The 19,157-nt window shown below is 45.1% G+C and carries 19 protein-coding genes and 1 pseudogene; 10 read left to right on the plus strand and 10 right to left on the minus strand.

Annotation, left to right across the window (positions count from 1 at the left end; all coding sequences use genetic code 11):
• Window positions 1–5 precede the first annotated feature (5 nt).
• Window positions 6–1,181: a DUF262 domain-containing protein gene (locus tag QUB12_RS17430; RefSeq protein WP_333142578.1), complete on the minus strand. Its 1,176-nt coding sequence runs from the start codon at window positions 1,179–1,181 to the stop codon at window positions 6–8.
• 306 nt (window positions 1,182–1,487) lie between these two features.
• On the opposite strand from QUB12_RS17430, the gene QUB12_RS17435 reads away from it, so the two are divergent.
• The gene (locus QUB12_RS17435; RefSeq protein ID WP_333142577.1) at window positions 1,488–2,042 is read left to right on the plus strand and encodes a GNAT family N-acetyltransferase; all 555 of its coding nucleotides are present in this window, start codon (window positions 1,488–1,490) and stop codon (window positions 2,040–2,042) included.
• Window positions 2,043–2,133: 91 nt separating this feature from the next.
• Here QUB12_RS17435 and QUB12_RS17440 read toward each other — a convergent pair whose 3' ends face one another.
• The 6 genes from QUB12_RS17440 to QUB12_RS17465 form a co-directional block, all read right to left on the minus strand.
• Entirely contained in the window at window positions 2,134–2,703 is a 570-nt protein-coding gene (locus QUB12_RS17440; RefSeq protein WP_333085073.1) for a hypothetical protein, read from the minus strand.
• A gap of 188 nt (window positions 2,704–2,891) precedes the next feature.
• Window positions 2,892–3,749 (minus strand): bifunctional class I SAM-dependent methyltransferase/HIT family protein, encoded by an 858-nt coding sequence (locus QUB12_RS17445; RefSeq protein WP_333142576.1) that lies wholly within the window; start codon window positions 3,747–3,749, stop codon window positions 2,892–2,894.
• Window positions 3,750–3,780: 31 nt separating this feature from the next.
• Entirely contained in the window at window positions 3,781–4,386 is a 606-nt protein-coding gene (locus QUB12_RS17450; protein WP_333142575.1) for a hypothetical protein, read from the minus strand.
• Between the two features lie 54 nt (window positions 4,387–4,440).
• The gene (locus QUB12_RS17455; RefSeq protein WP_333142574.1) at window positions 4,441–6,204 is read right to left on the minus strand and encodes an Hsp70 family protein; all 1,764 of its coding nucleotides are present in this window, start codon (window positions 6,202–6,204) and stop codon (window positions 4,441–4,443) included.
• 20 nt (window positions 6,205–6,224) lie between these two features.
• Complete coding sequence (locus QUB12_RS17460; protein WP_333142573.1) at window positions 6,225–7,007, minus strand: XRE family transcriptional regulator; 783 nt, start codon at window positions 7,005–7,007, stop codon at window positions 6,225–6,227.
• A gap of 11 nt (window positions 7,008–7,018) precedes the next feature.
• A complete protein-coding gene (locus QUB12_RS17465) occupies window positions 7,019–7,231 on the minus strand; it encodes a DUF2997 domain-containing protein (protein ID WP_006633566.1) in 213 nt (70 codons plus the stop codon).
• An 82-nt stretch (window positions 7,232–7,313) separates the two neighbouring features.
• Between QUB12_RS17465 and QUB12_RS17470 the strand changes: the two genes are divergently transcribed.
• The gene (locus QUB12_RS17470; RefSeq protein ID WP_333142572.1) at window positions 7,314–8,336 is read left to right on the plus strand and encodes a beta-eliminating lyase-related protein; all 1,023 of its coding nucleotides are present in this window, start codon (window positions 7,314–7,316) and stop codon (window positions 8,334–8,336) included.
• A 304-nt stretch (window positions 8,337–8,640) separates the two neighbouring features.
• Here QUB12_RS17470 and QUB12_RS17475 read toward each other — a convergent pair whose 3' ends face one another.
• Together QUB12_RS17475 and QUB12_RS17480 are read right to left on the minus strand one after the other, a co-directional pair.
• A complete protein-coding gene (locus QUB12_RS17475) occupies window positions 8,641–9,039 on the minus strand; it encodes a DUF4112 domain-containing protein (protein WP_333142571.1) in 399 nt (132 codons plus the stop codon).
• Window positions 9,040–9,109: 70 nt separating this feature from the next.
• Entirely contained in the window at window positions 9,110–9,448 is a 339-nt protein-coding gene (locus QUB12_RS17480) for a helix-turn-helix domain-containing protein (protein WP_333129966.1), read from the minus strand.
• 116 nt (window positions 9,449–9,564) lie between these two features.
• On the opposite strand from QUB12_RS17480, the gene QUB12_RS17485 reads away from it, so the two are divergent.
• The 4 genes from QUB12_RS17485 to QUB12_RS17500 all read left to right on the plus strand — a co-directional run bounded on the left by QUB12_RS17485 (window position 9,565) and on the right by QUB12_RS17500 (window position 13,173).
• Window positions 9,565–10,263, plus strand: coding sequence for a pirin family protein (locus QUB12_RS17485; RefSeq protein ID WP_333142569.1), 699 nt, complete (start codon window positions 9,565–9,567; stop codon window positions 10,261–10,263).
• Window positions 10,264–10,410: 147 nt separating this feature from the next.
• Window positions 10,411–10,617: a hypothetical protein gene (locus QUB12_RS17490; protein WP_333142568.1), complete on the plus strand. Its 207-nt coding sequence runs from the start codon at window positions 10,411–10,413 to the stop codon at window positions 10,615–10,617.
• A 154-nt stretch (window positions 10,618–10,771) separates the two neighbouring features.
• Window positions 10,772–12,415, plus strand: a complete 1,644-nt coding sequence (locus tag QUB12_RS17495; RefSeq protein WP_333142567.1) for a trypsin-like peptidase domain-containing protein — start codon at window positions 10,772–10,774, stop codon at window positions 12,413–12,415.
• A 113-nt stretch (window positions 12,416–12,528) separates the two neighbouring features.
• On the plus strand, window positions 12,529–13,173 hold the full coding sequence (locus tag QUB12_RS17500; RefSeq protein WP_333052734.1) for a Uma2 family endonuclease: 645 nt from the start codon (window positions 12,529–12,531) through the stop codon (window positions 13,171–13,173).
• A 73-nt stretch (window positions 13,174–13,246) separates the two neighbouring features.
• Here the strand turns inward: QUB12_RS17500 and QUB12_RS17505 are convergent, their stop codons facing one another.
• A complete protein-coding gene (locus QUB12_RS17505; RefSeq protein WP_332970604.1) occupies window positions 13,247–13,444 on the minus strand; it encodes a helix-turn-helix transcriptional regulator in 198 nt (65 codons plus the stop codon).
• A 172-nt stretch (window positions 13,445–13,616) separates the two neighbouring features.
• Between QUB12_RS17505 and QUB12_RS17510 the strand changes: the two genes are divergently transcribed.
• The 4 genes and pseudogenes from QUB12_RS17510 (at window position 13,617) to QUB12_RS17525 (ending at window position 19,124) form a co-directional block, all read left to right on the plus strand.
• Window positions 13,617–13,826, plus strand: coding sequence for a hypothetical protein (locus QUB12_RS17510; protein WP_332999805.1), 210 nt, complete (start codon window positions 13,617–13,619; stop codon window positions 13,824–13,826).
• 314 nt (window positions 13,827–14,140) lie between these two features.
• Window positions 14,141–15,175: pseudogene (locus QUB12_RS17515) on the plus strand (ABC transporter ATP-binding protein); the annotation flags it as partial.
• Window positions 15,176–17,246: 2,071 nt separating this feature from the next.
• A complete protein-coding gene (locus QUB12_RS17520; protein WP_333142566.1) occupies window positions 17,247–18,047 on the plus strand; it encodes an ABC transporter permease in 801 nt (266 codons plus the stop codon).
• Window positions 18,048–18,221: 174 nt separating this feature from the next.
• Window positions 18,222–19,124, plus strand: coding sequence for an Rpn family recombination-promoting nuclease/putative transposase (locus QUB12_RS17525; protein ID WP_333142565.1), 903 nt, complete (start codon window positions 18,222–18,224; stop codon window positions 19,122–19,124).
• The last annotated feature ends 33 nt before the right edge of the window (window positions 19,125–19,157 follow it).

Below are 19,157 nucleotides of genomic sequence, written 5' to 3' on the forward strand. Positions count from 1 at the left end.
GCAAGTTACTCTCCGATAACTTGCGAAAGCATTTCGTCAAATATTCCGAGCCGCTCCTGAATCTCTGCTTTACTTGTTCCACCTCCTGTCAAAAAACGAGCTTCCGGTTGGTTAAAGAGGTTTTTTGTTGCTTCAATAACGCGATGTCTTCCAGACATTAATTGATAGGCATCAAGTAAATGCTTGTTAAAACCAAGCATAGTCGCATCATAATAGAATCGATTGGATTGTTCAGACCAAGTTTGAGATTGAGGATCGAATGGTTTAAATAAATGCTGTCCGTAAACTCGATAGGCTAATGAAAGAGTTTCTATAAAAGAATCTTCCAGAAAATTAATATCGTGCAGGGAAAAACTTGCAGTTTTCATCATATACAAGTCTAAAAAATCTGGCAGTTCCATTTGATAATGTTCTATATTTCTTAGGGCAAAAAAACGCAAAACTAATTCAGCATCTTCCATTTTTTCATAAATACTGTTCTTCTCTAAGTCTCGGCTTTTATCGTCTGTCGGAATTCCCCAAGCTTCAGCAAATATGGGATTGCGCGCTAATCTTAGCAACAGTTCATTGAACTTTCCACCATACAAAATGTTTCTCATTTCCTGTTGGCTGAAATTTAATCTTCCAGTATTTAGACGTTCAAAGGTTTTCTTTTTGAGGAACTTGTCTGCTTCAGGATTGGATGTTAATTCGGCAAGAATTGCTATTGAGGATATGGATCTGCGATCGATATTAGCCCTAATTTGTAGAGGAAGTCTGCTGTAGGTATGTCCATTTAATTCAGGCAAAATTTCCAGCTCAGTCAGTTTTAGTTGGTTTTCATAAAACTCTTGAATAGCGGAGATTCGCTGCTCACCATCCAAGACTTCATAAGGCTTGAAATCTTGTTTATACAGAATTATTGAAGGTACGGGAATATTGAGAATAAATGACTCTATCAATCTGGATTTCATCGTCGCAGTCCAACGACCCCTTCTTTGGTAGAACGATCGCATTTCTATATAATTAGAAAGTTTTAATGATTCAACAAACCGGGGAAGCTTTTCACGGTTAATTTCGGTAACGATTGGTGTTTCTTTGAAGTCGTAGCGCTGGTATGTGTCGCGATCGAACCTGCGATGATCTGGTGTGTTTTGGGACCAACTATTCCACATCTTTTCTTCAAATGGTGCGAGCTGCATTTCCGTAGTCTCCCTAAGCACAACTTGTTAATAATTATAGCATTTTCAGGATTAGCCGATCGACTCAAATCTAGCAAACTAGCGATCGCAAATTATCGCTGCAGAAGATCGATCGCCCTTACCCGATCGCCAAATCCGATTTTATGGCAAAATTAGCCTAGAATGAAATATGAAATCTGGCTATCGGGCAAGCTGTAGCGAATGTTGCCCTCGTGAGTCCTGACTTCGTTTTTGCCGTTTACCCCGGTTCTAAAATCCGGTTTGTGAGCGTATTAGTCCGTAATCCTTGATTTAGTATGTAAAATCATGAACGTACAAATTACAGATTTGCGTGCGGTTGACGAGCCAAAAATTCAACAGGTAGCTAAATTAATAGTTGAAGGTTTTAAAGAGCATTGGCCCGATGCTTGGCCCGATCTAAATTCTGCTTTGCAAGAAGTGCAAGAATCTTTGGGAGCCGATCGCATCAGTCGAATTGCTGTGGCCGACAACAATCAAGTTTTGGGATGGATTGGCGGGATTAAACAGTATGACGGTAATGTTTGGGAACTGCACCCGCTGGTAGTGGGAACAGAATTTCGCAGACAAGGAATTGGTCGATCGCTCGTAGCTGATTTAGCAGCAGAAGCTAAAAACCGGGGAGGGATCGTGCTGTGGGTGGGTACCGACGACGAAGACAATCAAACCACTCTTTCAGGCATCAATCTTTATCCTAACGTTTGGGAACACGTCGCCAAAATTAGAAATTTGCGCGGTCATCCCTACGAATTTTATCAAAAGATGGGTTTTGCGATCGTGGGAGTGATGCCCGACGCGAACGGAATTGGCAAGCCAGATATTTACATGGCAAAGCGGTTGTAAAGTTTAATGTAGGTTCTAAATTTACTGACTGGTGGCTTGCCAATTCAACACTTAGCAAAATTAGTTGTTGAAAGTTTCCCAGAAAATCGGTCTAGTCTGGACGTGCGAACCCCGTTCGAGGGTCGCTGATAAACAAACCCAGAACTAACGAATCCATCACCGTATCCCAGACAGGAGTCAAACGCTCTGCATCGTCAACCCAGTAATCAAAAGTAATCAAACACTGAACATTAGAACCCAATCCAATACAGATTCGCGAATAAGCTTCCCGCTGTTCTGGAGGGTCGATAAACTTAAATTCAGTCCAAACAACGCGGGCAGTTTGCCGCTTCAATTGGATAATTTCCCCAAAAGCGATCGGATTTCGCGTATCATCTTCAACTACCTTCTGTAATAGCGGCACCAGCGGAAAATCTGCCCAGTTATTAGGTGGTAGCAAATTAAACGAAACCTCCAAACGACAATCATCATCCGGCGGCTTTTTATCCGTAAACCGGAACGAATTAGTATCCGGTTCAAAATGCCAATCTTCCGGGACATCAAAGCGGACTGCACCTCTTCCTGCTACAAAAATTCGGGTTCCCGGCTTTGACTTCCAATTGTGGTCTTCTTTGAGTTCTAGAGTTTCCTTGAGCCATGCTTGCTTTTTGCGCTTAGACATAAACAGAACACCAAATTGCTGCTAATGTGTAGTTTTAGACCTTGCCAACACATTTTAACTCTATTTTGCTCGCCGTTTGCTCAAATATAACAATCCTTACAAAAATTATGAATTCCTCTCTTCTCTATTCCTCTGTGTTCTCTGCGCCTCTGCGGTAAAAAAGAATTCCTTTCACAATTGGCTAACTTTTATTTTTCACTCTTGGGAATCACATACCTAATTCCGCCTTTATTCCCAGCCGCATCGCCATTGTAGCGGGGGATAACATGAATAGCCGCGTGACTGCGACTTTGACCAGCCTGTTTATTAATATTGATTCCCACATTAAAACCGTCTGGCTGAAACTCTTTACTTAACATTTCTTGCACCTTATTAGCCATAAACCAGCAAGCGGATTGCTCTCGAAACGGCAGTTCAAAATAATTGGCAACGTGACGCTTGGGGATGATTAAAACATGACCTTTGCTGGCGGGATAACCGTCAAACATCGCATAAGCTGTTGCTGATTCAGTTAGCAAAATTAGGTTTTTATACGGATTGCAGAATATGCAGTGATTAGTTGAATTTCTTTGATGATTGTAATGCACGTATTTGTAAATTTCGCAAGACTCATCTAGGTGAACTGGCTTAAAAGGAAGTTTGACAATGCACTGATATGTAGGTTTTTTGTGGACATAATGTTCTCGAAAGCCTTCTTTTTTGATATCCCTTCTCACCGCAAAATACGCCTGCCCTCCCGGTTTCAACAGGTGCGACACTTCCATCAGGACATTAGCTTGTTCTTCGGGAAACAAAACATTCAAAACATAAAAGCAAATGATTGTGTCGAATTTATCTTCGGGGAATTCCGGGAAATAATAAGGGTCATAACCCGTAATATCGAAGCCTTTTTGCTGCAACAATCTAACATCGCTGCCCAAGCCGCACCCAAAATCTAAGACTTTGCCTTGCAGCAAGTTTTTATCCAATAAAAATCTGGCTGGAAAGGACAGGGAAATTCTTTCCATTGCCGTCAGGTGGCTGAATTTATTTTGTTGCTTTTTCATGGGGGCATAAATTTGATTTCAATCGTTGTTTTTAGTCTTTTCGTAAAGGTTTTGTTAAAATTCCGAGAATTTTGTCAACTTCGTTAATATAATAATCGTTCAAGTCAATAAAAGCTGTTTGATTTACCAATTTGAGAAACTTCCAAGCATTTCCCGTGGTAACACCTCCGTAAATCGCCTCAATTTCATCATTTTGCTGTTGATTGAATCGCTGGGCTCCCAACATTTCAGCAATACACTGTCCTAATCCGTTTTTGATGTTTTCATTTTTGGCTTCTACTAAGGTTACAACTGGTGTTCTGATTTCGTACAAATCGCTGGATGCGGTGAGGATATAATCGCAGTACCCGTTAAGTCCACTTTCGGGATCGGCATTAAATTCCGTGCCGGAAAAAAAGCCGATTTGGAAGTTTAAAATGCGCCGTACTTCTAATAATACGGGAGCAATAATTAACTCGGATCGAGCTTTTTCAGTATTGATAGCATTGGCGAGAGGGATATATTCTGCTAGGGTTGTTTTGAGATATTCGCTAGGTGCAATTGATTCTACATCTGCAAACAAAACAGTTTTTTCATTAACAGTGAGGTTAAATGCTGCACGCACTTTGGTGATGGTAGTAAATTCACTATATGACATTTTAAAAGTCCTTAACTTAACTAAAAAATACCGATGATACTTGAGATTTTACCATTATTGCAGTTTGGCGATCGCCCCTTTTTCCACCAACACCTTACCAGTCACCAAATCCCGCACCGTCGCCAACAAAACCCGCCTCTCATCCACCTCAAAACTCACCGAAACCCTGTCAATTCCCAATACCCCAGGCGGATTCAAATGCGCTACGCAAACCTGCTGGTGGTGGCTTTCCAGAGAGCGAAAATCCGTTTGTTTGTTGAGTAAGCTGCTCATCATTTGCCCTTTTTCGTTAAAAATAACCTCCGCTTGCAATACCTCCGCAACTTCCCCAATATCTAACCGAATTTCCCTTTGCCCTTCAATTGCCACTTGCAACGTCAACTCTTCGGAACTTTGGCAGGGATACTTCATTTCCTTGCTAAATATCGGCGAATAAGCATAAGCTTTAGCATAAGGTTCCCAGAGGCGAATTGCATAGCTGTGGCGCAAATAATCGTCAACACTCGCTAATTGTGTCAATGCTAAAGCACCGTGCGCCACTGCTTCAAAAGGCTTGTCTCTTTGGACTTTTTGCCGCCCAAAATACGAAACCACTAAGTTAGATACAGCCGGAATTAGAGAAGTTCCTCCTACCAGCAAAACCTGTTCGATATCTGCTTTACCGATACCTTTTCCCTGTGCAATAATCAGCACTTCATCTAAACTTTCCCGCAACTGTTCTAACAACTGCCTAGATTCCAGAATTTCCTCAAGCTTCTCTCGGTTTAGCTGCAAGTCGTAAGACATAAAATTTTCATCGTCAAACCAGCTTTCCTTCGCCTCATTAACTTGAGAAAGCTGAATTTTTAATTTTTCCGCTATGTCTAATAAATTTTGCCAGCCAATTGGGCCGACTTCTGCCCGCGATGAACCAATTTGCCGCAAATAATCTTCGACAATCCAGATGTCAATATCTTCGCCGCCTACATAAGCATCGGATTTTGCTAACACTTCGGCACGCACCCCCCCCAGCCCCCCCTTGCTAAGGGGGGGAGCGAGATTTATCTCCCCCTTGCTAAGGGGGGGAGCGAGATTTATCTCCCCCTTACTAAGGGGGGAATCGAGATTTATCTCCCCCTTACTAAGGGGGGAATCGAGATTTATCTCCCCCTTACTAAGGGGGGAATCGAGATTTCTCCCCCCCTTGCTAAGGGGGGGTAAGGGGGGGGTTACAGCAGTGCGAACTAAACTTAAATCTAAAGTTCCGCCGCCAAAATCAACTACTAAAACTAGAGAGCCGGGGCGTTTTACTGCATATCCCAGGGCGGCGGCTGTGGATTCATCTATTACCTGAACTTCCGCAACTCCCAAACTTTCTCCTAAGTCGCGAAACCAATCTAGATATCGCTCAAATGATCCAACGGGGACGGTAAAAATTACTTTGTCTGCCTGTATATTTTGTAAATATAATTGTTTCCAAATAGTTTTGATAAACTGTTCAGCTACTGATTCGACTGTGTAGGTTTCGCCGTCGATATTGCGGGGCGGCGGCTGAAAATCGGCAGCTAAATTGCGTTTAAAAGCTTTGAAAAAACGGTCGGGCTGGGATTGTCCCAAACGCTGCGATCGCACTTTTTCTCCTAACACCAACTCTCCCGCCTTGTTCACAAAGACTAAAGTCGGCACTACAGATATTTCTCGAACATCTCCGCTCGAATTCTTGGTTTTAAAAATGCGGGACATCTCGCCCAATCTCAAAGTTTCTGGTGTTTGCGTATCCGGGTTAAGAATGCAGACAACCGTGTTGCTGGTGCCGAAGTCAATGGCAACTGTAGTCATGGTGATTTTAAATTTAAAATTTAATTTTTCATTCCCGCTGGCAGGGTGCGACTAACTTTAGCAGGAGTAAGAATTCGCTCTCCCTCGCGATAGCCGACAAACCGAATATAAACTAATTCTCCTTCTGTTATATCCTCAACATCCGGCTGGTGCAACTGCGGATTGTAAGGAGTTTGTTCCCACGCAGAACCGATTGTTTGAAAATCCCAGCTTGATAACAGGTTTTCTAAGGGAGTAAACAAAGCTGAGAGATTTTTGGCGGGCATATCCGGCTTGGCTTCTGCCATTTTGCGGGCGGCGGGATAGTTGGTTAACAAAGTTTGCAACTGTTCAAAGGTAGCGCGGCGAAAATCGGCAGTTAGTTGAGCTTTTTGCTGCTGCAATTCTTCTCGCAGCCGGAAACACTGCTGCCTCAATTCTTCTATTTCGCTGGGATTAGTTGTGATTGTAGCCGATATTGGCAGCGCGCTCAAAGTGCGATCGAACTCTTGAAAATTCAAATTCAGCACTGTTGCCAGCCGCCTCAGTTGGTCTAGGGTGAGTTTTCCCACGTCTCCCTGCCGCACTAAGCGCACCCCAAAGCGACTTAAGCCTGCTTTTTCGCCTAAATCTTGCCAATCGAGAATGTCTAGCTGATTCATGCGTTCCCGCAGAATTGTATCGTACTTAAACTCGATCGCATCTCCCGCCTCAGATGCAGCATAAACGTACACTAAAATTAGAAAAATGCCCCCGATAGCTAGCGCGAAGCTGAAGGCAGGCACTGTTGTTACATCAACTGTTGCACCCAGGATATCAAACATCTTTAACTCTTCTAAACTTGTTTTAAAGTCTGCGTTTGTTCAACGACCAAATTTTCTTCGCCTTGGTAGTATTCTGGCAGCAAGTCTTGAGATTCTACTTTTCCGAGGGCTTTTTCAATTCCGGCGGTGGTTTCGGTGCAACTCGAACCTGTGGCGTTGAGGACGGTTTCGGTAATTTTGCCGTCTTTGCCGATGCGGTATTCTATTTGGCGGTATTCTGCCATAATTCTGCCTCGTGGTTTAATGCTTGAGTGTTGACTCTTGAGTGTTGAGTTATATTATAGATTCTATTTACCAATTATTCTAATGAATTTTTGTAGCGACAATGCAACCGGGGTTTCGCCGGAGATTATGGCTGCGATTGCAGCGGCTAATTGCGGTGCTGTGATGTCTTACGGAGATGATGAATATACACAGCGTTTGCAAGTTAAATTTTCGGATTTGTTCGAGACATCGGTGACTGTTTTTCCGGTAGCAACTGGTTCTGCTGCTAATGCTCTGGCCCTTGCGGTTGTTACTCCTCCTTACGGCGCTGTTTACTGTCACGCGGCATCTCATATTAATGTAGATGAATGCGGCGCGCCGGAGTTTTTTACAGGCGGTGCAAAGTTAGTAACAGTAACAGGAAATCATGCTAAAATAGAGGCAGAGACTTTAGGAAAAATACTCGATCGCGCTGGTGCAGGTGTCGTCCATCACGTACAGCCCGCAGCCGTCAGCATCACTCAAGCAACGGAAGCCGGCACAGTCTACAATCCAGCGGACATTTCCCATATTTCGGAAGTAGTTCGCGCTCACAATTTGCACCTGCACATGGATGGAGCTCGCTTTGCCAATGCTGTCGCGAGTTTGGGCTGTTCTCCTGCGGATATCACTTGGCGCGCTGGTGTAGATATTCTCTCGTTTGGAGCGACAAAAAACGGCGCGATGGCTGCGGAAGCTGTGGTTTTTTTAAATCGCGAATTAGCAAAGACTTTCCCTTTTTACCGCAAGCGCAGCGGGCATCTTTTCTCGAAAATGCGGTTTTTGTCGGCGCAGTTGGAAGCGTATATAACGGATGATTTGTGGCTGAAGAATGCGGCTCATGCAAATAATATGGCCGCCAAATTAGCCGCAGGTTTGGCGGGAGTTGAGGGAGCGAATTTTTGCCATCGGGTTGAAGCCAACGAGATTTTTATTCAACTTCCCGAATCGGTAATTACAGCGGTTTTAGCTGAGGGCTTTCTGTTTTATCGGTGGGATGAATGTACTGTTAGACTGGTAACGGCTTTTAATACTTTGGAAGCGGATGTTATTGCTTTCGTGGAAGCGGTTAAACGACATCAATGATTAAAATGTAGGGGCGGGTTTTACAAATAATACCGGCCAGCTATGAACAATCTAAGAAACCCGCCCCCACCTAACAAATCATCCACATCAACCTTGATTTATATATTAAATGCGAAAAATAGGCGCGGGGATTTCTCGTTGGGTGGGGGCGGGTTTGAGAGATTGTTTGTTATTTACAATTATTGTTGGTGAAACCCGCCCCTACATTTTAAATGGGAAAAATAGGCACGGGGATTTCTCGTTGGGTGGGGGCGGGCTTGAGAGATTGCTGGTTATTTACAATTATTGTTTGTGAAACCCGTACCTACAATTTAATAGATTGAGGAACAGGTTCGGCAACTGCGGCTAGTTCGGGTTCAGCCTCTTCGAGATGTGCTTCTAAAAGGGCCAGATTCCTCATGTTTGATTTATAAAAAGCATCGAAGATATCTCCTACTAAAGGTACTGATCCCACAACGGCTTCTAGACCGATGTTGTAAACCATTTTCCCTAGAGTTTTTTGGGGAATGTTGAATCGAGTTGCTAAATAAATTAGGTAGGCGGAAAACGCGGTATCTACGATATCCCCAGCACCCGGAACTAAACCGATAATGGGATCTAAACCAATGCGAAATTTAGTGCCGGGGATGCCAATGGCGGTATCCATCAGGCGGCTGAGTTTGCGGATGCGGTTGAGGGTGGCGAGACGCTCTATGTTGTTCATATTATTATTGTTGAACTAGGTTGAAAATTTGAAATCTGTCGGAAGACGGAAAAAACCATCTAGAAACCGCTCATTTTCCATCTTCGCTAATATGCTGAATTCCCCATTCGTGCATGGCATTAATAATCGGTTTGAGACTTTCGCCCAAAGGCGTTAGCGAATATTCAACTTTTGGCGGCACTTGCAGGTAAATTTCCCGGTGCACGATCGCATCTGATTCCATTTCCCGCAGTTGCTGCGTCAGCATCTTCTGAGTAATGCCGTTGACAGCTCGTTGCAGCTCGTTAAAGCGCTTCACTCCTGGAAACAACTCCCGCAGAATCAAGACTTTCCAGCGCCCGCCTATCACCTCTAGAGTGCGTTCTACAGGGCAATTTGCTCGATCGACCTTTACTTCTTGGACTTGCATAGTATCTTTTTGGTAAGTACCGCACTTTTAAGTGCGTACTATCCATAATAGCTTGACTCGGTTTAAAATAAAAACATCAAAGAAACACCCGATAAATTTCACTGAGGATTCAGAAAATGATTACCGTCAGAAAAAGTGAAGCAAGAGGACACGCTAATCACGGTTGGCTGGACAGTTACCACACATTTTCTTTTGCCGGCTATTACGATCCAAATTATATGAATTTTCGCTCTTTGCGGGTAATTAATGAGGATTTCGTTAGCCCCGGCAGAGGTTTCGGCACTCACGGCCACAGCGACATGGAAATCATTACTTATGTATTAGAAGGAGCATTAGAACACAAGGATAGTTTGGGTACCGGTGCAGTGATTAAACCCGGTGAAGTGCAGCGGATGAGTGCAGGTACGGGTATCCAGCACAGCGAGTTCAATAACTCGCAAACAGACCCGGTTCATTTGCTGCAAATCTGGCTGTTACCCGATACAAAAGGCTTGCAGCCGAGTTACGAGCAGCGCGAATTTCCCCTAGCAGAAAGGCACGGAAAACTGCGCTTAGTGGCGGCGCGAGATGCGAGAGATGGTGCTGTGAAAGTGCATCAAGATGTTGATTTGTATGCGGCTGTTTTGGATAAAGAATCGCGGGTTTCTCATGCTTTGCAGCCGAATCGCCATGCTTGGGTGCAAGTGGCTCGCGGCTCGGTTTTGCTGAACGGTTTGACCTTGAAAAATGGCGACGCTGCGGCGGTTAGCGGTGAGTATGAGGTGGTGATTGAAGCGGCAGCAGATGCAGAAATTTTGCTTTTTGATTTAGCATAAAATTGGGCAGCCTACATACTCAGTAAGGTGCGTAATTCGCACCCTACTTAGGGTGGGTTACTACTTAGGAAATAAGTAAATAGGAGGAAGAAAGTAAATTTTATTTGTGATATTTTTTCTAAGGGTGAGTCTTTAGGATAAATTTTTATGCAACAAAACCCGATCGCCAGAAAGCATCTTGTTTGGAGCCTCATCACTGGTTTAGCAGTCGGCGCGATCGCAGGCGCACCCCTCGGCTGGATGGCTAATGGGGAATATTCGCGGCAGCGTAGGGCTGAAAGTATCATTTGCCGAGATCAAAATAGAGATAAGCCAGTTGCTATGGTTGAGTCTATTTGTGGTTCCCAATTCTAAATTTTTCTGCTAGCCAGAGGGCTGTGTCAAATATTGTGAGGCTTGTGCGAATGTCGAAAGTTCGATCGCGCAGGCATTTTCGCGTTGTAAATATGCCACAAACCGGATAACTTTTCCGTCAGTTGATATGTGGGTATGTTAAATTGACACAATAATGAATTACAGCAGAACAATTCCGGCTATTTTGAGTGCTACGATCGCCCTGAGTTCGATCGCCCTCATCCCACTGACATCACCTCAAATCGCCCTCGCATTAACCGCCGACAAAGTTAAAACCGTTGCCCAACAAATTACTGTTCGCATCCAGGGGGCAAAAGGCGGTTCAGGAGTAATTTTAGAGAAGCAGGGCAGCACATACTATATTCTCACAAACTGGCACGTTGTCGATAAAGCCGGCGATTACGAGGTCGTAACTCCCGACGGCAAAGCTCACTCTGTATACTATAGCCTCGTGCGGCGAATGCCCGGTGCGGATTTGGCGATCGTACCTTTCAGCAGCACTCAAAGCTACCCCTTGGCTCAATTAGCCAATTCCGCAGCAACTAAGGGAAACAAGGCTTATGTGGCGGGCTGGCCGATATCCGGCGGTTCCCTGAGACAGCCGATTTTCATCGCCACGGAAGGTCAGCTTACCGGCCGCCAAACTCCCTGGAACGGCTATACTTTGGTATACAACAACTTAGTGAGAGCGGGCATGAGCGGGGGCCCGGTGCTCGATGATGCAGGGCGAGTTGTCGCAATTAACGGCATTGTCAGGTTAGAGGAAAACTCCGATAAAATCGTGGCGGCGGGAATAGAAATTAATACTTTCATGAAATGGCGATCGACTATTTCCCTGCCAGTCGTTCCCCAATCTCCTACTGCCGGAAACCCTAAAACTCCGGCGAATAATGCGCCCCGCACGCCCGCAAGTGCGATCGCCTTTGCTGCTACAAATACCCTCAAAGGGCCTTCGGAAGTTGTCAGTTCCCTTGCCCTTGCTTCAGCTTATTTTACCACAGGAAATAGCAACGGCACTATCTCAGTTTGGAATTTTCCCAGCGGGCAATTAAAAACTACCCTGCAAGGTCACACGGAAGCCGTAAACGCACTGGCCGCGAGTGCGGACTCCCAGGTGTTAGCTAGCGGCAGCGACGACAAAACTGTGAAAATTTGGAATTTAGAAACTGGTGCGGTTGTACGCACTTTGAGCGGGCATTCCAATGCAGTTTCGAGCGTTGCCGTTAGCCCTGATGGTCAATTTGTAGCCAGCGGCAGTTGGGACAAAACGATTAAGATTTGGAACCCGAAAACGGGGGAACTGCTGCGGACTTTGACCGGGCATTCTGGGTTGGTGAATGCTGTTGCAATTAGCCCCGACAACAAAACTTTAGCTAGCGGCAGTAAAGATGGTTCAATTAGGTTGTGGAATTTAGCTAGCGGTCAAGCAATTCGCACGATTGGCGGCAAAAACTTGGCTGTTTTGTCGCTAGCTTTTACTCCCGACGGCAAAAGTTTAGCTGCGGGAAACAGCAATGGCACTGTTGGGTTGTGGAATGCCGGAAACGGGCAGTTAATTCGGCGTTTAAGCGGGCATACTGACGGGGTTTGGTCGGTGGCATTCAGTCGGGATGGCACTACGCTGGTTACTGGGAGTTGGGATAAGAGTGTGAGACTTTGGGATGTGCGATCGGGGGATTTGAGAGGTAATTTGAGCGGGCATTCTGGCTATGTTAGTGCTGTGGCTATTAGCAGCGATGGGAAGACTATTGTTAGTGCGGGTTGGTTGGGGGAAATTAAGATTTGGAAAAGGAGTTGAGATTTTTTTTATTTAACCGCAGAGGGCGCAGAGGGCGCAGAGGAAGAGTAGAGAGAACAGGGTTTGCGTTTGATTGAGTGGTGTTATACGATCGAGATATTTGGGATAAAAAAATGAGTGGACTAAAGACTAAATTGCCAACTGATATCTGGGTGGTAGCAACCTGGGAAGAGTTCATCGCGATGGCAGATGACCCAGCTTACAGTAAAGCAAAATGCTATTACCGCAACGGACAAATGAGGATTGAAACTATGTCAGTAGGGCCTGATCATTCACGAGATAATGCGATCGCACTTTTCGCAATTAATCTATTTTGTACTATCAAAGGTATTTCTCTTAACGGATTGGATAACTGTAGCTACCGGAAAACTGGAGTGCGAGAGTGTCAACCGGATGTATCATATTATATTGGAGAAAGAGCGCAATTAGCACCGAGGGGAAGTTCGATCGCAAGTCTTGATGTTACCCCACCGCCAGATTTAGTGATAGAGGTTGCGGACTCAACTTTGGCTGATGATATTGGTGAAAAACGGTTGCTTTACGAAGAGTTAAAAGTCGCTGAATATTGGGTAGTAGACGTGCAGAAATCTCAAATTATTGCCTTTGCTATTATTGCTGATAATGGCAGTCGGCGGCTTGTGCGATCGGAAGTTTTGCCGGGATTAACTATTGCTGTGTTGGAAGAGGCTTTGCGGCGGAGTCGCACTGAAGATCAAGCACAGGTAGGGGCTTGGTTGCTGGCTCAATTTCAGCAGTAATCTAAATAGAAAGCGATCGCCCTCTCTGCAAAAAAGCGCGATTGTCCAACCTACTTTATTTTAACTCCCGAAGCTACACGACTAAATCTTCGATCGAGAATTTCAATAAGTCGCACAGGGCTTTCATCTGTGCTGGGTATAGCTTGGGGACGTGTCTGTCGGTTTCCCAGTTGATAACTGTGGATTCCACCACATTACACGCTCTTGCCACTTGTATTCTAGTCAAACCTAGACTTTCACGTCTTTCTCTTAGCTTTTGCCCCAGCGTCATTATCTATCCCGTACTTAGTTCAGTTTATTCTATTTATTCAGTTGACTATATGTAGTTCGTGTCATAACCTAGATATAGACACAAAGTCTAACAAAGGTCAAAAGCCAGTCCGCGCCCTAGACAAGCATTGAACTGGCTTTTGCTCCAACACTGAATGGAGACAAACTTAATTATGCCCTACAAACAGCGCCTTAACAGGTGGTTGGTTGTTCGCCTGCTTCCCAATATGCAGCGAATCACTGTGGCCCACTTTTTCAGGCATTCCGATGCTGACGGCTATCTGCGGATCGTCCGGCAGTTAATCCCCAAGGCTCAATTTGTGATTGTTTTTAATGCCGATATCAACCTAGAAACAGCGCCTAACAACATCGAAGGCAGCTAGTTGAGGGTTCGGGTAGGCACGGACTCTACTGGTAGGGTGCGTCGGTTGGTAGCGATTCGATGTACATCGGCTACTCATTTCCGGGCTTGGCACCCTACTACCTAGCATTTTGCTTCAAAGTCCGATCGACACTTATGATAGATTTGGTTCTTGCCAGACTACACTGGGAAACAAAATCAAATTAGCATTTGAGCCATAAATTCGATCGACCCGCTGTGCTGGGGGGACTCTCCACTTCGTGGAACAGGCGTCCCGCCTGTGGTTGGCAAAGTAAATCTAAAATCTCAAACCTAAAATCGCGTCACTTCTGACAAATGATTGAAGTAGAACACTTAAGCAAAACTTACGGTTCGACCGCAGCGATCGCGGACGTGTCCTTCTCGGTCGAATCAGGAGAAATTCTCGGTTTTTTGGGGCCAAACGGCGCTGGTAAAACCACAACCATGCGGATTTTGTCGGGATATTTGCCGGCATCCAGCGGTACGGCCCGTATCGCCGGCCTCGATGTTCACGAAAACTCGATGGGAGTCAGACAGCGCATCGGTTATCTGCCGGAAAACCCGCCACTGTATCCAGAAATGAGTGTGGAAGGGTTTCTGTTTTTTGTCGCCAGGATTAAGCAAGTACCTGCGGGCGATCGCGCGCGACGAGTTACCTCCGCGATCGAACGCTGCGGACTGGTTGATAAACGCAAAGTTTTAATCCGCAAGCTTTCTAAAGGATTTCGGCAGCGCGTCGGTATCGCACAGGCGATCGTCCACGATCCACCGGTCATTATCTTAGACGAACCAACCGTCGGCCTCGACCCCCGACAAATCATCGAAGTCCGCAATTTAATCAAAAGTCTTGGCGGCCAGCACACAATCATCCTTTCCACGCACATTCTGCCGGAAGTCAGCATGACTTGCAACCGCGTCACCATCATCAATCGCGGTAAAATCGTCGCTGCGGGTACTCCCGAAAATTTGATGGGAGAGTTGGCTGTCGGAGAGGGTTACGAACTCGAAGTTGAAGGCGAGGGGGATTTGGTAAACAGTCTGCTGTTGCCTTCTTTGGAAACATTGCCGGGAGTTCGATCGATCGAATTGATTCCAAGCCAGCAATTTTTAGTGAATCGCTACCGCCTGCGGGCCTTGTGCGAACCGGAAAGAGAACCCGGACGAGAAATTGCTACAGCTATCGTCGCCTCTGGATTTGGACTGTGCGAAATGCGCCGGTCTCGCGCTACTCTCGAAGATGTCTTTTTAAGGCTGACAGCGGCTGAAAAGAAACCCGAAGAAAATCTGGTTCACAGCGAACCGGAGGTCGATCGAAATCTGCAAGAAGCGGCAGAAATTCAAGACTCGATCGCCGATTCTCATCAATCGGAATCACAACCGACGATCATCCCGGACAATCTGCCCGTTTCAAATAAACCAGAGTCTCTCTATGATTCTCATTCAGCATCGGAACCAGTTGCAGAAACTGAAGAGTTGCTTGATGATTCTCATTCAGCATCGGAACCGGTTGCAGAAACCGTAGAGCCGATAGAACTTTCTCCACCAGAATTAGAATCAGTTGCAGAAACCGTAGATTTGAGTGAACATCCTCAACCCGAATTAGAACCAGTTGCAGAAACCGTAGATTTGAGTGAACATCCTCAACCCGAATTAGAACCAGTTGCAGAAACCGCAGAGTTGATTGAACATCCTCAACCAGAATCAGAACCAGTTGCAGAAACCGTAGATTTGAGTGAAGCGAAGCATCTCAGTTTGGGTGTCACAGGAACCCGAGGATCTTACTCGCTACAGATATCTAAACAAGCAAGCAGGATGCTCACTTTTGTAAAAAATGTTTTTTATAAAAGTGAGAGACTCCCGATAGAACCTTCTCCACCAGAACCGATTGTCGAAAATGTAGAAGTTTCAGAAACCGTAGAGTCGCTCGACTATTCTCAACCAGAATCAGAACCAGTTGTCGAAAGGCAAGAGTCGAGCGAGCATCATGAACCAGAACCGATTGTCGAAAATCTAGAAGTTTCAGAAACCTTAGAGTCGATCGAGCATCATCAACCAGAATCCGAACCAGTTGTCGAAACAGTAGAGTCGATCGAGCATCCTCAACCAGAACCGATAGTCGAAAATCTGCTCATTCCAGAAACACCAGAGTCGATCGAGCATTCTCAACCAGAACCAGAACCAGTTGTCGAAACACCAGAGTCGATCGAACATCATCAACCAGAAGCGATTGTCGAAAATCTAGAAGTTTCACAAACAGTAGAGTCGATCGAGCATAATGAACCAGAACCGATTGTCCAAAGGCAAGAGTCGATCGACTATTCTCAACCCGAATCCGAACCAATTACAGAAACACCGGAGGAAATAAGCGATTTAGAATCTGAAATGCAACCAGTGGCAGATTTTCTGGAAACTGTAGAAAGGCAAGAGTCGATCGAACATCCTCAACCAGAACCGGTTGTCGAAAATCTACTCATTCTAGAAACAATACAGTCGATCGAGCATTCTCAACCAGAACCGATTGTCGAAAATCTGCTGATTGTCGAAACAATAGAGTCGCTAGAACATCCTCAACCAGAACCGATTGTCGAAAATCAGCTCATTATAGAAACAGTAGAGTCGATCGAGCATTCTCCACCAGAACCGATTGTCGAAAATCTACTTATTGTAGAAACAGTAGAGTCGATCGAACTTTCTCAGCCCGAACCCGAACCGATTTTAGATGCGCCAAAGTCGATCGAGTATTCTCCACCAGAACCGGTTGTCGAAAATCTACTGATTGTAGAAACAGTAGAGTCGATCGAGCATTCTCCACCAGAACCGATTGTCGAAAATCTACTTATTGTAGAAACAGTAGAGTCGATCGAACTTTCTCAGCCAGCACCCGAACCGATTTTAGATGCGCCAAAGTCGATCGAGCATTCTCCACCAGAACCGATTGTCGAAAATCTACTTATTGTAGAAACAGTAGAGTCGAGCCAACCTTCTCAACCCGAACCCGAACCGATTTTAGATGCGCCAAAGTCGATCGAGTATTCTCCACCAGAACCGATTGTCGAAAATCTACTTATTGTAGAAACAGTAGAGTCGAGCCAACCTTCTCAACCAGAACCGATTGTCGAAAATCTACTTATTGTAGAAACAGTAGAGTCGATCGAACTTTCTCAGCCAGAACCCGAACCGATTTTAGATGCGCCAAAGTCGATCGAACGTTCTCAACCAGAATCCCAACCTGTTGTAAAAAATCGGCCAATTAAAAAAAAGCCACAACCGAGTAGCGATTCTCGGCCCGAACAGTCGCCTATGACCAAAAAGCGACAAATAGAAAGAAAAAAACAGGATAGCGACGACAGCCAAACACCACCTGCAGGGGACTCAGAATGAACCACTTACCAATGCCCAATTACCCATTCCCAATTCCTAAATGTTAGTAATGATTAGTAATATTGTCGCAATTTACCGCAAAGAACTACAAAGCTATTTTGCATCGCCATTAGCCTATGCCATCGCAGCAGTCTTTTGGCTAATCACCGGCTACTTTTTAATAGCCATCCTCCTAGCCCCCGACGGGTTAATTCCCCAAATCGGCCAGCGAGACCAAATGGGAATTACCGAACCTCCCATCGACGTTGCTTACGAATTCCTGCAACTCTTTCTGCGAATAATGGGTTCCCTTTCCTTGTTCGTACTACCTGCACTCTCAATGGGACTTTACGCAGAAGAACGCAAACGGGGCACCTTAGAACTATTAGCCACATCGCCCTTAACAAACTGGGCAGTTGCTACCGGCAAACTCCTGGGAGTTTTAACATTTTATACCACAATGTTGCTGCCCCTGCTGTTCTGCGAGGCGATCGTCCTCAGTTCCTCAACCCCACCCGTACTCCCCGGAGTTCTTCTGCTAGGCCACGCCGGCTTAATCTTACTAGCAGCAGGAGTATTATCCCTCGGAATGTTTATTTCCTCCCTCACCGACAGCACAATTTTATCAGCCATCCTCACCTTCGCTCTAGTATTATTTCTCTGGGTGATCGATGCAGCCGCCGTCGCTATCGGTGGCGCCTTCGGAACAGCATTAGGACATTTGTCGCTCCTAACAAATTATACCAATCTTGTCAAGGGAGTTTTCGATACCAGCAGTTTAATTATGTTTGCCAGTTACATCATTTTAGGAGTATTTCTGACCGCCCAATCTATCGATGCCTTGCGATATCAGCGTTCTTAAAAACATCAGGGAAGGCTTCGGGGAATAAAGAGGAAAGATGGGGAAAGTAGGAGATTTGGAGAATTGCACATTAAAGGACACACCACCAATGCCCAATGCCCTGTTTGCCCAATGCCCCATTCCCCATTCCCCATCCCCAATTAATGTTAGTTATTCCACTAATTTCTTGAAATAATGAGATTTATCAATCCCAAAATCGACTTTGCGTTCAAAAAAATATTCGGTTCCAGCGACAGCAAAGACATCCTGATTAATTTTTTAAACGCCATCCTTTATGAAGCACAGCCGATTATCGAAGACTTAGAAATAATCGACTCCCAACCAGAACCTCAAACTCTCCCAACCCAAGACACCCACCTAGATGTCAAAGCCACAATTAACGGCGGCAGAATCGCCCTAGTTGAAATTCAACTGATCAACGTGCCTTCCTTTGGGAACAGAGTTTTGTACAACGCTGCCAAAAGCTACAGCCAGCAATTAACAGGAAAAGAACGCTACGAAAGACTAAAAACAGTAATTTCCTTGAAAATTGCCGACTTTGAAATGTTTGAAAATCAGCCAGAATTTTTGTCACGGTTTGTTTTTCAAGAAAAAGAGCAACAGTTTGAGTGTCCAGATACTGCAATAGAATTAGTATTTATCGAACTGCCAAAATTTACCAAGGAATTAGCAGAATTAGCAACAACAGCAGAGCAATGGATTTACTTTCTCGAAAAAGCCAGCACTCTGGAGACAGTACCAGAAACACTCAGTGCAGTTCCCGAAATTCAGAAAGCTTTTAAAATTGCCAGCGAGGAAAATTTCAATCAGGAAGAATTAAATGAATTGCAGAAGCAAGAACTGTGGATTCAAGACCAGCAGATTGCCATAGATGTAGCAAGAGAACAGGTTACAAAAACCGCTCAACTCTCGTTAATATTGCGTCAGCTAGTGAAGCGCTTAGGCACAATACAACCGGAAACTGAAAACAGCATCCGTCAATTAGGCGTAGAGCAATTAGAAGAACTAGGAGATGCCGTGATCGATTTCAACAAGCCGTCAGATTTAACAGCATGGTTGCAGGCTAATGCCATATAGAATAACATCCTCGACCCGGAAATTTTTCCCTCA

The organism is Microcoleus sp. B7-D4 (assembly GCF_036705125.1).
Lineage (GTDB): Bacteria > Cyanobacteriota > Cyanobacteriia > Cyanobacteriales > Microcoleaceae > Microcoleus.

Excerpts from the sequence above, each read along its gene's own strand:
- QUB12_RS17460 (WP_333142573.1), bottom strand. The coding sequence starts at position 7,007 with ATGTTTGATATCCTGGGTGCAACAGTTGATGTAACAACAGTGCCTGCC.
- QUB12_RS17475 (WP_333142571.1), bottom strand. The coding sequence starts at position 9,039 with ATGAACAACATAGAGCGTCTCGCCACCCTCAACCGCATCCGCAAACTC.
- QUB12_RS17470 (WP_333142572.1), top strand. The coding sequence starts at position 7,314 with ATGAATTTTTGTAGCGACAATGCAACCGGGGTTTCGCCGGAGATTATG.
- QUB12_RS17440 (WP_333085073.1), bottom strand. The coding sequence starts at position 2,703 with ATGTCTAAGCGCAAAAAGCAAGCATGGCTCAAGGAAACTCTAGAACTC.
- QUB12_RS17445 (WP_333142576.1), bottom strand. The coding sequence starts at position 3,749 with ATGAAAAAGCAACAAAATAAATTCAGCCACCTGACGGCAATGGAAAGA.
- QUB12_RS17450 (WP_333142575.1), bottom strand. The coding sequence starts at position 4,386 with ATGTCATATAGTGAATTTACTACCATCACCAAAGTGCGTGCAGCATTT.
- QUB12_RS17480 (WP_333129966.1), bottom strand. The coding sequence starts at position 9,448 with ATGCAAGTCCAAGAAGTAAAGGTCGATCGAGCAAATTGCCCTGTAGAA.
- QUB12_RS17485 (WP_333142569.1), top strand. The coding sequence starts at position 9,565 with ATGATTACCGTCAGAAAAAGTGAAGCAAGAGGACACGCTAATCACGGT.
- QUB12_RS17495 (WP_333142567.1), top strand. The coding sequence starts at position 10,772 with ATGAATTACAGCAGAACAATTCCGGCTATTTTGAGTGCTACGATCGCC.
- QUB12_RS17520 (WP_333142566.1), top strand. The coding sequence starts at position 17,247 with ATGTTAGTAATGATTAGTAATATTGTCGCAATTTACCGCAAAGAACTA.
- QUB12_RS17455 (WP_333142574.1), bottom strand. The coding sequence starts at position 6,204 with ATGACTACAGTTGCCATTGACTTCGGCACCAGCAACACGGTTGTCTGC.
- QUB12_RS17465 (WP_006633566.1), bottom strand. The coding sequence starts at position 7,231 with ATGGCAGAATACCGCCAAATAGAATACCGCATCGGCAAAGACGGCAAA.
- QUB12_RS17510 (WP_332999805.1), top strand. The coding sequence starts at position 13,617 with ATGCCCTACAAACAGCGCCTTAACAGGTGGTTGGTTGTTCGCCTGCTT.
- QUB12_RS17525 (WP_333142565.1), top strand. The coding sequence starts at position 18,222 with ATGAGATTTATCAATCCCAAAATCGACTTTGCGTTCAAAAAAATATTC.
- QUB12_RS17505 (WP_332970604.1), bottom strand. The coding sequence starts at position 13,444 with ATGACGCTGGGGCAAAAGCTAAGAGAAAGACGTGAAAGTCTAGGTTTG.
- QUB12_RS17490 (WP_333142568.1), top strand. The coding sequence starts at position 10,411 with ATGCAACAAAACCCGATCGCCAGAAAGCATCTTGTTTGGAGCCTCATC.
- QUB12_RS17500 (WP_333052734.1), top strand. The coding sequence starts at position 12,529 with ATGAGTGGACTAAAGACTAAATTGCCAACTGATATCTGGGTGGTAGCA.
- QUB12_RS17435 (WP_333142577.1), top strand. The coding sequence starts at position 1,488 with ATGAACGTACAAATTACAGATTTGCGTGCGGTTGACGAGCCAAAAATT.
- QUB12_RS17430 (WP_333142578.1), bottom strand. The coding sequence starts at position 1,181 with ATGCAGCTCGCACCATTTGAAGAAAAGATGTGGAATAGTTGGTCCCAA.